The sequence below is a fragment of the Burkholderia sp. AU33423 genome (assembly GCF_002223135.1).
GTDB lineage: Bacteria > Pseudomonadota > Gammaproteobacteria > Burkholderiales > Burkholderiaceae > Burkholderia > Burkholderia lata_D.
In genome coordinates, this window is record NZ_NKFH01000010.1 from 387,606 (window position 1) to 400,589 (window position 12,984).

Here is a 12,984-nt window from a genome sequence, read left to right on the forward strand (position 1 = left end):
CGTCAGGGGTCTTCGATAGGTCAGCCGCGTGCGGGCGCCGAGGCCGGCGTCGATGCGGCCGGTGCGGCCGATGCTGTGCCGCTCGCGCGTATCGGCGGCACGCCGCCCGCACCGCTCGCGGGTTGCGCGCTTTGCGTGGACGAAACGGCAACCGGTGCCGCATCGTGCGCAATCGACACGATTTTCACGACTTCGCCGGCCGTGATCGCATCGCCCGGGTTGTCGATCACGCGATCGCCTGCCGCGAGCCCCGAAACGATCTCGACGCGTGTGCCGAAATCGCGCCCGATCTGTACGCGCTTGAGCGCGGTGCGTCCGTTCGCGGCGACGGTCGCCACCGTCACGCCGTCCGGCCGGAACAGCAGCGCGCTGACGGGCAGCTCGAACGCGGGCGCGGCGCTCGCGACGACGAGGTGCGCCTGCGCATACGCGCCGGGCAGCAGCGCACCGTCGGCGTTGTCGACGTCGATTTCGACGCGCAGCGTGCGCGTGACCGGATCGATCGCGCCTGCCGTGCGTGCGACGCGCGCGGCGAAGTGCCGCCCCGGATACTGCTGCGTGGTCAGGTAGACAGGCGTGCCGGTCGATACGTCGGCTGCGCTGTCCTGCGGCACGTCGACGAACACGCGCAGCGTGCCGGTTTGCTCCAGATGGAACAGTTCGCCGGACAGGCCCGGACTGCCCGGCGTGCCGCCCGCGGTGACGAGCGTGCCGACGTCGACGTTGCGGGCGGTGATCACGCCGTCGAACGGCGCGCTGACCGCTTCATACGACACCAGCTCGCTCAGGCGCGCGACGTTCGCCTGCGCGGACGCGAGCATCGCACGCTTCGCGTTCATGTCCGCCACCTTCGTGTCCGTGTCCTGCTGCGACACCGATTGCGACTTCAGCATGTCCTGCCAGCGCTGCGCGGTTGATTTCGCATAGTCGTAGTTCGCCTGCGCGGTTGCCGCGTCGGCGCGCGCCTGGCGCAACTGCGCATCGAGATCGGGCGCGGCGATCTGCGCGAGCGTCTGGCCGGCCTTCACGTGCGTGCCGAGATCCGCGCTCCAGTGCGCGATGTAGCCGCTGGTGCGCGCATAGATCGACGCTTCCGCGAACGGCATCACCGAACCGGGCAGCGTCAGCGTCTGGTCGGCGGGCGCGGTGCCGGGCGCGATCACCGATACCGGCAGCGCTTGCTGCGCGGCCACCTGCGCGCGCTGCGCGGCGCGCGCATCGATGCGCGGCACGATGCCGATCGCGAGCAGCGCGGCGGCGAGCGCGACGGCCGCGAGCGGCACGGCCAGTCGGCGGGCGCCCCGGCGGTGCGGCGCGCCGGGTGCCGCATCGCGGGAGCTGTGTGGTCCGGCCGCGCTTTCGACCGCGCTTCCGGCAGGGTGAGCCGCGTCGGCGGCCGGCGGGGCGAGGGGTTCGATCGAGTCGTTCATGATGGGGGTTCGAGGTTGGACGAATCGGATGAAAGGGCGGCGGCGCGATCAGCCCAGCGCCGGCGTATCGGAGGTGTGCTGCGCGCGCCGTGCGGCCGCGGCCTCGCGACGCCGGTCGAGCCACGCGTGGACGAAGCCGAACACGACCGGCACGAACAGCAGCGTCGACACCGTGCCGAACGCGAGCCCGCCGATCACCGCGCGGCCGAGCGGCGCGTTCTGCTCGCCGCCGTCGCCGAGGCCGAGCGCCATCGGCAGCATCCCGATCAGCATCGCGAGCGCGGTCATCAGCACCGGGCGGAAGCGGCTGAACCCGGCGTCCAGCGCGGCCTGCCACGGCGGCGCGCCGCCGGCGAGCAGTTCGCGCGCCGTGTTCACGACGAGGATGCTGTTCGCGGTCGCGATGCCGATGCACAGGATCGTGCCCGTCAGCGCGGGCACGGACAGCGTCGTGCGCGTGACGAACAGCATCCACGCGATGCCGGCGAGCGATGCGGGCAGGCCGCCGACGATCACGAGCGGGTCGAGCCACGACTGGAAATTGACGACCATCAGCAGGTAGACGAGCGCGATCGCGAGTACGAGGCCGCCGAGCAGTCCGGTGAACGATTCGTGCATCGCCTGCACCTGGCCGCGCAGCACGATCGACGAGCCGGGCGGCAGTTGCGCGCGGGCCGCGTCGACGAGCTTCGTCACGTCGGCGGTGACGCCGCCGAGGTCGCGCCCCTGCACCGACGCGAAGAGGTCGAGCACCGGCTGCACGTTGTAGTGCGACACGACCGCCTGCTGCGTCGTGCGCGAGAAGCTGCCGAGCGTGCCGAGCAGGTTCTGCGCGGGTGCGCCGGCCGCCGGGCCGCCGGCCGGCGTCTGCGGCGCGCGGGCGGTGCCGGCGGGCAGCGGCACGTTCGCGAGCGCCTGCAGCGAATTCACCGTGTACTGCGGCGTCTGCACGAGCACCGGGTAGCTGACGCCGTTGCGCGGATCGAGCCAGAAGTTCGGCGTGGTCTGCGAGCTGCCGGACAGCGCGATCAGCAGGTTCTGCGCGACGTCGCGCTGCTGCAGCCCGGCCAGGATCGCCTTCGTGCGGTCGACGTTCACGTCGATCGCCGGTTCGTCGCCGGGTTGCTGGATGCGCGCGTCGACGAGCCCGCGCACGCCGCGCAGCTTCGCGAGCAGCGCGTTCGCGACCGCGCGGTTCTGGTCGAGCTTGTTGCCGACGATCTGGATGTCGATCGGCGCGGGCAGCCCGAAATTGAGGATCTGGCTGACGATGTCGGCCGGCAGGAACGCGAACGTCACGCCGGGGAACGCCTGCGCGAGCACGATGCGCAGCTTCGCGACGTACGCGGCCGTGGATGCATGGTTCGGCTTCAGCGTGATCAGCACGTCGGCGTCCCCGGTGCCGATCGGATCGGACGAGTCGTACGTGAGGTTGATCCCGCTCACGGGCACCCCGATGTTGTCGAGCACACCTGCGAGCTGGTCCGCCGGGATCACGCCGCGGATCTTCGCTTCCACTTCGTCGGTAAGCCGTGCGGTTTCCTCGATCCGCGTGCCGGTCGGCGCGCGCAGGTGCAGGCGGATCTCGCCGGTATCGACCGATGGAAAGAAGTCCTGGCCGGCGAACGCGAACAGGCCGGTCGATGCGCCGCAGGCGAGCAGGAACGCGGCGGCGAAGCGGCGGCGCCGGGCGATCGCCGCGGCGAGCAGCGCGCGATAGCGCAGCCGGACGGCCTCGAAGCGATGTTCGAACGCGGCCTGGAAGCGCGCGAGGTGGGCGAACACGCCGCGCGGCGGCCGGCCGTGGCCCTTCGCGCGCATCAGCGCCATCGCGAGCGTCGGCACCAGCGTGCGCGAGAAGAAGTACGACGCGATCATCGCGAAGATCACCGCTTCGGCCAGCGGCACGAACAGGTAGCGTGCGACGCCGGTGAGCAGGAACATCGGCACGAACACGATGCAGATCGACAGCGTCGACACGAAGGTCGGTACCGCGATCTCGCCCGCGCCGGTCAGGATCGCGTCCTCGAGCGGCGCGCCCAGTTCAAGATGATGCGTGATGTTCTCGATCGCGACGGTTGCGTCGTCCACCAGGATCCCGACCGCGAGCGCAAGCCCGCCGAGCGTCATGATGTTGATGGTCTGGCCGAGGGCGGCCAGCGCGAGCAGCGACGTGAGCACCGCGAGCGGAATCGATACCGCGATGATCAGCGTCGCGCGCCAGCTGCCGAGGAACAGCAGGATCATCAGCGCGGTCAGGCATGCGGCGATCAGCGCTTCGCGCACGACACCCTGGACCGCCGCCTTCACGAACACCGATTGATCGTCGAGCGGCGAAATATGCAGCGCCTTCGGCAGCCCGGCCGCAATCTTCGGCAGCATCGCCTTCACCTGGTCGATGATCGTCAGCGTCGACGCGCTGCCCGTTTTCTCGACGGTCAGCAGCGCCGCGCGTTTGCCGTCCACCCGCACGATGTTGGTCTGCGGCGCGTAGCCGTCACGCACGTGAGCGACGTCGCGCACATAGACGACATTGCCGCCGATCGTCTTCACCGGCAGGTCGTTCAGCGCGGCCACCGTCTGCGTGCTGCCGTTCATCTGCACGTCGTACTCGTGCGTGCCGATCTTCGCGGTGCCGCCGGGCAGGATCAGATTCTGCGCGTTGATCGCGTTCACCACGTCGATCGGCGCGAGCCCCTTCGCCTGCAGCGCACGCGTGTCGAGATCGACGACGATCTGGCGGATCTTGCCGCCGAACGGCAACGGCACGGCCGCGCCCTGGACGGTCGCGAGCTGCGTGCGGATGAAGCTGTTGCCGAGGTCGTACAGTTGCTGCTCGGCGAGCGTGTTGCTCGACAGCCCGAGCTGCAGGATCGGCACCGTCGATGCGTTGTACGTGATGATGTTCGGCGGCAGCGTGCCGGGCGGCAGGATGCGCAGGATCGACGCGGCATTGCTCGCGGCTTCCGCGATCGCGCGATTGATGTCGGCGCCGGGGTGGAAGAAGATCTTCACGACCGACACGCCGTTCAGCGACTGCGATTCGATGTGCTCGATGTCGTCGACGTCCGACGTGAGCGCGCGTTCGTAGTTCGACGTGATGCGCTTGGCCATGTCTTCGGCGGAGAAGCCGTTGTATGACCACACGATGCTGACGACCGGAATGTCGATGCTCGGGAAGATGTCGGTGGGGGTGCGCAGCAGCGCGAGCGGCCCCGCGATGAAGATCAGCAGCGCGAGTACGACGAACGTGTAGGGCCTGCGTAACGCCAGCCGGACGATCCACATGATGGTGCTCCTCGAAGCAGGGAATGGACGCGCATTCGATGCGATGAGCACGCAGTCTGCCGGCGCGGCGTTGACCCGACCCTGACTCGAAGATTACGAAGCTGTTATCTGTGCGGGCGCGGCGGCATCGGCCGTGCGGCGGGCCGCGCAGTGCGATGCGGGCTGGCCGAGCCGTCGCCGCCGACGGCGGTGCGCCGCTTCGTCCCTATAATGTCCGGCGGCAAACCTTCGCTCATTCGCGTATCTCGCCGATTTCAGGAGCCAGACCGATGTCGTTGCGCACCGATGCAAACTTCTTCCGCCTTCTTGCCGACTCGTATCGCCGGCTCGTGAACCGCCCGCTCGTGCCCGACGGCATGAGCGCATCCGACGGCGCCGCGTGGCTGTACGAGACGGCGCCGTTCGGCATTCTTGCGCACGACACGTCGGCCGATCCGGTGTTCGTGTACGGCAACAGGCGCGCGCAGGCGATTTTCGAATACGACTGGGATGAACTGACGGCGTTGCCGTCCCGTCTGTCGGCGGAGCCGATGGAGCGACACGAGCGCCAGGTGTTTCTCGACAAGGTGATGCGCGATGGCTTCGTGTCCGAATACCGCGGCGTGCGGGTGACGAAGTCCGGCAAGCGGTTCTGGATCGAGCGCGCGACCGTGTGGCAGCTCATGGACGCGGACGGAATCGTGCACGGCCAGGCCGCGATGATTCCGGAAGTACGGCCGCTCGACGCGCCCGCATGAACGCGACGATCGACCGGCATGCGCGTCGCGTTGCGGGCCCGCGCCGTGTCCGGCGAACCGGGGCGGCCCGCCCACGACGGGCGCGGGCGGCCGGATAACAAAACCGTAATCGAAGCCTCACCTTCAGGAAAGCGTGCGAATCGCAGAATGGACTCAACTCTTCATCGCATCGATGCGGAGTGGATGTCCGGCCTGATCTGCGGACGCGAATACGCCAACTTGAGAGGTGAACGTCATGAACAACCTGATTCGTGCAGTCTTGATTTCCTGCGCACTGAGCGCGCCGATCGTCGCATTTGCGCAAACCACCGACCATGCGCTCACACGCGCCGACGTGCGCGCCGATCTCGTCCGCGTCGAAAAGGCCGGTTATCGTTCGGTCGGCAGCGATCCGTACTATCCCGAGGACATCCAGGCCGCCGAGGCGAAGGTCGCCGCGCAGCAAGCGCAATCGGCCGCCGCACCGAGCGTCGCTGCAAAAAGCACCGATGCGCAATCGCTCGCGTCGCTCGACGAGCACCAGCTGTACGACCATCACTGAGCATGGTTGGCGACCGCCGTCCGCGGCCGGACGGCGGATCGCCCAACGGCACGCATGCCGTAGCGAGTCAGTTCTCGCCCTTCTCGAGCACGTTCTGCGTGAGCGCGATCGACGGAATCGTCGGCTTGAGCAACGCACGGCGCGCGCGACGGCTCAGCCACTTCCAGCCGGCCACGAGCAGCAGCGCGACCAGCGGGATCGATGCGATCGTCCATGTCCCGTTCGGGTAGTCGAATGCCATCAACACCAGCACGCCGAGCAGGAACAGCAGCGTGAGCCACGACGTCACGGGCGCGCCAGGCATCCTGAACGATACGTCTTCCACGTCGCCGCGCCTGACCGCGGCGCGGAACTTCATCTGGCACACGACGATGAAGCCCCATGTGCTGATGATGCCGAGCGACGCGATGTTCAGCACGATCTCGAACACGCTCGACGGCACGAGATAGTTGAGCAGCACGCCGACCACATAGATCGCGACCGTCACCAGGATGCCCGCGTACGGGACGGATTGCCCGCTCATCCGCGCGAGGAACGCAGGGGCCGAGCCGCCCATCGACAGCGAACGCAGCACGCGCCCCGTCGAATACAGGCCGGAATTGAGGCTCGACAGCGCGGCCGTCAGCACGACCAGGTTCATCACCGAGCCGATGCCCGGCACGCCGAGCGCGCCGAAGAACGTGACGAACGGGCTCTGGCCGGCCTTGTACGCACTCCACGGCAGCAGGCAGACCAGCAGAACGACCGATGCGACGTAGAAAATCGCGATGCGCCAGATCACGTTGTTGATCGCGCGCGGCAGCACCTTGCGCGCATCCTTGCATTCGCCGGCGGCCGTGCCGACCAGTTCGACGCCCGCGAACGCGAACACCACGCCCTGCACCAGCACCAACGCCGGCATCAGTCCGTGCGGAAAGAACCCGCCGTTGTCGGTGATCAGATGCAGGCCGGTGCCATGGCCGGCGACCGGCATGCCCGTGCCGAGGATCGCCGCGCCGATCACGAGAAACAGCACGATCGCGGCGACCTTGATCAGCGCGAACCAGAACTCCATCTCCGCGAACCATTTCACGCCGATCAGGTTCATCGTCGCGACGATGCACAGCGCGACGAGCGCGAAGATCCACTGCGGCACGGCCGCGAACGGCGCCCAGTAATGCATGTAGAGCGCGACGGCGGTGATGTCGACGATGCCGGTCATCGCCCAGTTCAGGAAGTACATCCAGCCTGCGACGAACGACGCCTTCTCGCCGAGGAATTCGCGTGCGTACGACACGAAGCTGCCGCTGCTCGGGCGATGCATCACGAGCTCGCCGAGCGCGCGCAGGATCAGGAACGAAAACGCGCCGCAGACCAGATAGACGATCGCGAGCGCCGGGCCGGCGGCCTGCAGCCGGGCGCCGGCGCCGAGGAACAGCCCGGTGCCGATGGCTCCACCGATCGCGATCATCTGCACCTGTCGATTGCCGAGGGTCTTGTGATAGCCGGCTTCGTGCGATTCGAGCCAGCTGCGTTTGTCGGTTTCGCCGGTTGTCGACGGGTCGGGAATCGATGCCATGACGGGTTCCTCGCGCACGGATGGGATTGGATTCATCCCGATCGCGGAGGATCGGGACCACCGGTACAGGGGGTGGCGCGCGGAATCGCGCGCGCCCGTCCTGATTGCGATTCGTCGGACGTGACGAAAGGCACGGTACGTCGCGAACGTATTCAGCCGTAATTCCGGTCACAAACGGAATGCAAATTTGGACTGGGCCTGTTCGAATCCATGCATAGGGTTGCGGCGCCGGGTGAACCGGATAGGTAATTTGGTGCGTCGGCGCGCGCTGCGAGGGCAACCGTTACCGACGGCGCCGGTTCATGCACCGAAATGAGGAATCCGGCTTGTCGAAAGGTTCGCCGACATTTCCGTCGCGTGCCCGTGTGGCAAGCATTTCCCGGCGATGGCCCGGTTTTTGCTGGTGTGGTGTCGGCCGCGCAACGGTTGCGCGCTGCCCGACGACATACCAGACAAGGAAGATTCACCGTGAGCCCGACGACCCGACCGTTCCCCCGACGCACCTGGCTGGCTGCGCTGCTCGCCGCCCCCGTGATCGCGCTGTTCGCCGCCGCGCCGGCCCACGCCGATGCGCTCGACACCATCGCGAAAAACGGCACGCTGCGCGTCGCGGTGCCCGAGGACTATCCGCCGTTCGGTTCGGTCGGCACGGACATGCAGCCGCAAGGCTACGACATCGACATGGCAGGACTCCTTGCCAAGTCGCTCGGCGTCAAGCTGAAGCTCGTGCCGGTGAACAGTGCGAACCGGATTCCGTACCTGACGACCAACAAGGTCGACATGGTGATCTCGTCGCTCGGCAAGACCCCGGAGCGCGAGAAGGTCATCGACTTCTCGAGCGCGTACGCGCCGTATTTCCAGGGCGTGTTCGGGCCGTCCGACGTGAAGGTGAGCGCGCCCGCCGACCTCACCGGCAAGACGGTGGGCGCCACGCGCGGCGCGCTCGAGGAGATCGCGCTGTCGCAGCTCGCGCCGAACGCGACGATCAAGCGCTTCGAGGACAACAACGCGACGATCCAGGCGTTCCTGTCGGGGCAGGTACAACTGATCGCGGCCGGCAACATCGTCGCGGCGGCGATTCTCGCGAAGAATCCGCCGCGCCGCCCCGAGGTCAAGTTCGTGATCAAGAATTCGCCGTGCTTCGTCGGCGTCAACAAGAACGAACCGCGCCTGCTCGCGAAGATCGACGATGCGATCGCGCATGCGAAGCAGGACGGCTCGCTGGGCGAGATGTCGCGCAAGTGGCTCGGCCAGCCGTTGCCGGCCGGGCTGTGACGAATCGCCGTGTCGCGTGACACGGCGCCGCGGCCGGGACGCCCGGCGCGGCGCGTGTCGTTGTCCGAACCCGAATTTATCCCCTCCCCATGAGCTACCAGCTTCAATTCGGCGAGCTTGCCGAATACGCCGGCGTGTTCGCGAGCGGCGCGGCGATCACGCTCGCGCTGACCGCGGTCGCGACCGTGCTCGGCGTGGCCGTCGGTGTGCTCGGCGCGGCCGCGTACAGCGCCGACGCGCGCGCGGCCGTGCGGTTGCGCCCGCTGATCGGCGCGTACGTCGAGGCGATTCGCAATACGCCGTTCGTCGTCCAGCTGTTCTTCATCTTCTTTGGCTTGCCGGCGCTCGGCGTGCACATCGACGAATACACGGCCGCGATTCTCGCGATGACGCTCAATCTCGGCGCGTACTCGGTCGAGATCGTGCGCGCGGGCGTGGCCGCCGTGCCGAAAGGGCATCTGGAGGCGGCGTCCGCGCTGGCGATGTCGCGCGCGCAGATGCTGCGCCACGTCGTGCTGCCGCAGGCGCTCGCCAAGGTGTTTCCCGCGCTGTCGAGCCAGATCGTGATCACGATGCTCGGTTCGGCGGTCGTGTCGCAGATCTCGGTGGCCGACCTGACCTATGCGGCCAGCTACATCCAGTCGCGCAACTTCCGCGCGTTCGAGACGTACTTCGTGATCGCGCTCGCGTATCTGGCGATGGCGCTGCTGATGCGCGCCACCCTCGGCGCGATGGGCCGCCGCCTGTTCTCCCGCCGCGTGCGAGGTGCGCGATGACCGATTTCACGTTCGGGCAGATTCTCGCGAACCTGCTGCTGGCCGCGCGCTGGACGATCGTGCTGTCGATCGTGTCGTTCGTATCCGGCGGCCTCGTCGGCCTCGGGCTGCTCGTGATGCGCGTGTCGAATTCGACGGCACTGCGGGGCGTCGCAAAGCTCTATATCGAAGTGTTCCAGGGCACGCCGTTGCTGATGCAACTGTTCATCGTGTTCTTCGGCCTCCCGCTCGTCGGGCTCGACGTTTCGCCGTGGGTCGCGGCCACGGCGGGGCTCACGTTCTTCACCAGCGCCTATCTGGCGGAGATCTGGCGCGGCTGTGTCGAGGCAATGCCGAAAGGGCAGTGGGAGGCGTCGGCCAGCCTGGCGATGAGTTATGTCGAGCAGTTGCGTCACGTGATCCTGCCGCAGGCCGCGCGCATCGCGATCGCGCCGACGGTCGGCTTCGGCGTGCAGGCGGTGAAGGATACGGCGCTCGTGTCGATCATCGGCTTCACGGAGCTGACGAAGGTCGGTATCGCGATCTCGAACGCGACGTTCCGGCCGTTCGTCGTGTATGGCCTCGTCGCGCTGATCTATTTCGCGCTCTGCTATCCGCTTACCCGTTATGCGCGCACGTTGCAAAGGAGATGGCATGCCGCTCGTTGAAACCCGGGGTCTCGAAAAGCACTTCGGCACCCATCATGTGCTCAAGGGCATCGATCTGTCCGTCGAGCGCGGGCAGGTCGTGTCGATCATCGGCCGCAGCGGCTCGGGCAAGAGCACGCTGCTGCGCACGCTCAACGGGCTCGAGAGCATCGACGCGGGCACGATCTCGGTCGACGGCGAACGCGTCGACGCACGGCATGCGGACTTGCGTGCGCTGCGGCTGAAGGTCGGCATGGTGTTCCAGCAGTACAACCTGTTTCCGCACCTGAGCGCCGGACAGAACGTGATGCTCGCGCAGTCGGTGGTGAAGAAGTCGCACCGCCAGCAGGCGCGCGCGATCGCGGAACTGATGCTCGAGCGCGTCGGCCTCGGCGACAAGTTCGACGCGTTTCCGGAGCAGCTATCGGGCGGCCAGCAGCAGCGCGTCGCGATCGCGCGGGCGCTCGCGATGAAGCCGAGCGTGCTGTTGTGCGACGAAATCACGTCCGCGCTCGATCCCGAGCTCGTCGGCGAGGTGCTGGGCGTCGTCGAGCAACTCGCGCGCGAGGACATGACGCTGATCATGGTCACCCACGAGATGAACTTCGCGCGTGCGGTGAGCGACAGGATCGTGTTCATGCACCAGGGGCGCGTGTGGGAGAGCGGGACGGCCGACGAGATCTTCGAGCGTCCGCAGACAGTGGAGTTGACGCGGTTTCTGGGCAGCGTGCGGAACCCGGAAACTGCCATGCGCTGACTGACACGGCCGTGCGGCCGGGCCGCGACCAGATGACAAGACCGTAATCAAAGCCTCACCTTCCGGAAAGCGCGCGAATCGCAGAATGGACTCAACTCTTCATCACATCGATGCGGAGCGGAAGTCCGGCCTGATCTGCGGACGCGAACACGCCATCTTGAGAGGTGAACGTCATGAACAACCTGATTCGTGCAGTCCTGCTTTCCTGCGCACTGAGCGCACCCATCGCCGCATTTGCGCAAACCGCCGACCATGCGCTCACGCGCGCCGACGTGCGTGCCGATCTCGTCCGCGTCGAACAGGCCGGTTATCGGCCGATCAGTAACGATCCGAACTATCCCGAAGACATCCAGGCAGCGGAAGCGAAGGTTGCCGCGCAGCCATCGCAATCGGTCGCGGCACGGCCGGCCGCCGCGTTCGCGCAGGCTTCGGCGTCCGGCCCGACCCGCGCCGACGTGGTCGCCGACCTGATTCAAGCGGAGCGCGACGGCACGCTGCCGACGCCGAACTGGGACTATCCGCCGAGCGCGCAGACGATCGCGCGCAATCGCGAGCTGTATGCGATCGCGCACGGCGAGCCGCGCACCGCGACGGCGAGCGTGCGGACGGGCGCGGCTGTTTCAACGGCGAGCGCGCAATGAAGCCGGCTGCCGTACTGGCGCGCGTGGCGGGCCTGGCGCTCGCCGCGTTGCTCACGGCGCATGGCGCGCCGGCGGCCGCGCGTGGCCAGCCGCAACTGCCCGACGACGATGGCGGGCGCGCCAGCGTGCTGCGCGCGCTCGATCCGTCGAGCGAGACGCTGCGCCGGCCCGCCCACACGCGGCCGGGCCATGTTCAAGCCGCGCCCATCAGGCGGGCGCCCAGCGCGATGCCGCGCGCGGCGATCACCGCGCTCGCGGCGCGCTGACGGGCGTCCCAGCCCGCCAGCGCGGCGTCGAACCCGCGGCCGTGGCCGACTTCGCGCAGCGCTTGCGCGAGGCCGACCGCGTCGTCCGCCGCTTTTGCGACACCGGCCGCCGTGTGCGGGCGAACGAGGCATGCGGCGTCCCCCAGCAGCACCGCACGCCCCACCGCCATCCGTTCGACCGCGAGATCCTGAATCGCCTGCGCGAACGGTGCGGGTGTCGCGTCGACGAGCGCGGCGAGCGTCGGCGCGAGCACCCGGCCACCGGCGTTGACGAGTTCCGCGCGGTCGTCGTCGCGCATCGCGCCGGGCGGCAGCGACCCGTCGCGCTGCGTGCCGTCGCGCGCAACGAACAGCGACCGCAGCTGGTCGGACGCGAGACGCCGGTACCAGACCCAGTTCACGCGCCGCTTGCCCGCCTCGATCGCGCCGTCCGCACCGGGTACCAGATAGGTGAGGAACAGGTGTGCGTCGCCTTGCTGAAACGTGAAGCGCTCGCGCAGCAGAGACAGCACCTGTTCGGGCAGCACCCGCTCGTCGACGAGCCCGCGCCATGCGACATAGCCCGCATACGCCGGCCGCACGTCCGGCATCAACTGTGCACGCACCGCCGAGCGGCCGCCGTCCGCACCGATCAGCAGGTCGGCCGTCTCGGCGTGGCCGCTCGCGAAATGCGCGACGATGCGCTCGCCGTCCTGCTCGAATCGCTCGAACGCGTCGCCCGCATGGACGATGCCGGCCGGCAGCGCGCGCTTCAACGCCGTGTAGATCACGTTCCACGCGGTCTGCGTTTGCGGCATCGTGAAGCGTTGCACGATGCGGTCGTGCGCATCGACGTAGATCCGGTCGATCGAATCGACGGCGGCCTCGCGCGGCAGCGGTACGGCGCCGAATGCGAACGCCCGCTCGATCGGCGGCTGCAGCACGATGCCGCCGCCGCGGCTGTCCAGGTCGTGCGGCGATTGCTCGAATACGCCTACGTCCCAGCCGGCTGCGCGCAGTGCGGTCGCGGCGAACAGCCCGCCGACCGACCCGCCGACGATGACGGCCTTGCGGCCCGATCCGTGTTCCATCCGATATCTCCCGATGATT

At 68.1% G+C, this 12,984-nt stretch carries 12 protein-coding genes; 8 read left to right on the forward strand and 4 right to left on the reverse strand.

Going from position 1 to position 12,984, the window contains the following annotated elements; all coding sequences use genetic code 11:
- Nucleotides 1-20 precede the first annotated feature (20 nt).
- Both CFB50_RS37015 and CFB50_RS37020 read right to left on the reverse strand, forming a co-directional pair.
- Entirely contained in the window at nucleotides 21-1,430 is a 1,410-nt protein-coding gene (locus CFB50_RS37015) for an efflux RND transporter periplasmic adaptor subunit (protein ID WP_089449327.1), read from the reverse strand.
- A 48-nt stretch (nucleotides 1,431-1,478) separates the two neighbouring features.
- Nucleotides 1,479-4,718, reverse strand: a complete 3,240-nt coding sequence (locus CFB50_RS37020; protein WP_089449328.1) for an efflux RND transporter permease subunit — start codon at nucleotides 4,716-4,718, stop codon at nucleotides 1,479-1,481.
- 269 nt (nucleotides 4,719-4,987) lie between these two features.
- On the opposite strand from CFB50_RS37020, the gene CFB50_RS37025 reads away from it, so the two are divergent.
- Both CFB50_RS37025 and CFB50_RS37030 read left to right on the forward strand, forming a co-directional pair.
- Complete coding sequence (locus CFB50_RS37025; protein ID WP_089449329.1) at nucleotides 4,988-5,455, forward strand: MEKHLA domain-containing protein; 468 nt, start codon at nucleotides 4,988-4,990, stop codon at nucleotides 5,453-5,455.
- A 235-nt stretch (nucleotides 5,456-5,690) separates the two neighbouring features.
- Nucleotides 5,691-5,996 carry a DUF4148 domain-containing protein gene (locus CFB50_RS37030; RefSeq protein ID WP_089449330.1) on the forward strand — a complete coding sequence of 102 codons (306 nt, stop codon included), beginning with the start codon at nucleotides 5,691-5,693 and terminating at the stop codon, nucleotides 5,994-5,996.
- A gap of 67 nt (nucleotides 5,997-6,063) precedes the next feature.
- Here CFB50_RS37030 and ansP read toward each other — a convergent pair whose 3' ends face one another.
- Complete coding sequence (gene ansP, locus CFB50_RS37035) at nucleotides 6,064-7,554, reverse strand: L-asparagine permease (RefSeq protein ID WP_069250219.1); 1,491 nt, start codon at nucleotides 7,552-7,554, stop codon at nucleotides 6,064-6,066.
- A 468-nt stretch (nucleotides 7,555-8,022) separates the two neighbouring features.
- Here ansP and CFB50_RS37040 point away from each other — a divergent pair, with 468 nt between their 5' ends.
- From CFB50_RS37040 to CFB50_RS37065, 6 genes are all read left to right on the forward strand, one after another.
- Nucleotides 8,023-8,829 (forward strand): transporter substrate-binding domain-containing protein, encoded by an 807-nt coding sequence (locus tag CFB50_RS37040; RefSeq protein WP_077217166.1) that lies wholly within the window; start codon nucleotides 8,023-8,025, stop codon nucleotides 8,827-8,829.
- A gap of 89 nt (nucleotides 8,830-8,918) precedes the next feature.
- Nucleotides 8,919-9,605: an amino acid ABC transporter permease gene (locus CFB50_RS37045; RefSeq protein WP_069250221.1), complete on the forward strand. Its 687-nt coding sequence runs from the start codon at nucleotides 8,919-8,921 to the stop codon at nucleotides 9,603-9,605.
- A complete protein-coding gene (locus tag CFB50_RS37050) occupies nucleotides 9,602-10,252 on the forward strand; it encodes an amino acid ABC transporter permease (protein ID WP_089449331.1) in 651 nt (216 codons plus the stop codon). Before CFB50_RS37045 ends, CFB50_RS37050 begins: the two co-directional genes overlap by 4 nt.
- Nucleotides 10,239-10,988 carry an amino acid ABC transporter ATP-binding protein gene (locus CFB50_RS37055; protein ID WP_089449332.1) on the forward strand — a complete coding sequence of 250 codons (750 nt, stop codon included), beginning with the start codon at nucleotides 10,239-10,241 and terminating at the stop codon, nucleotides 10,986-10,988. Before CFB50_RS37050 ends, CFB50_RS37055 begins: the two co-directional genes overlap by 14 nt.
- A 173-nt stretch (nucleotides 10,989-11,161) precedes the next feature.
- Nucleotides 11,162-11,629 (forward strand): DUF4148 domain-containing protein, encoded by a 468-nt coding sequence (locus CFB50_RS37060; protein ID WP_174943875.1) that lies wholly within the window; start codon nucleotides 11,162-11,164, stop codon nucleotides 11,627-11,629.
- A complete protein-coding gene (locus tag CFB50_RS37065; RefSeq protein ID WP_089449333.1) occupies nucleotides 11,626-11,895 on the forward strand; it encodes a hypothetical protein in 270 nt (89 codons plus the stop codon). The genes CFB50_RS37060 and CFB50_RS37065 overlap by 4 nt, the downstream gene beginning before the upstream one ends.
- On the opposite strand, the gene CFB50_RS37070 is transcribed toward CFB50_RS37065, so the two are convergent.
- Nucleotides 11,823-12,965 carry an FAD binding domain-containing protein gene (locus CFB50_RS37070; protein WP_089449334.1) on the reverse strand — a complete coding sequence of 381 codons (1,143 nt, stop codon included), beginning with the start codon at nucleotides 12,963-12,965 and terminating at the stop codon, nucleotides 11,823-11,825. The two genes, CFB50_RS37065 and CFB50_RS37070, sit on opposite strands and share 73 nt — an antisense overlap.
- Nucleotides 12,966-12,984: the final 19 nt, after the last annotated feature.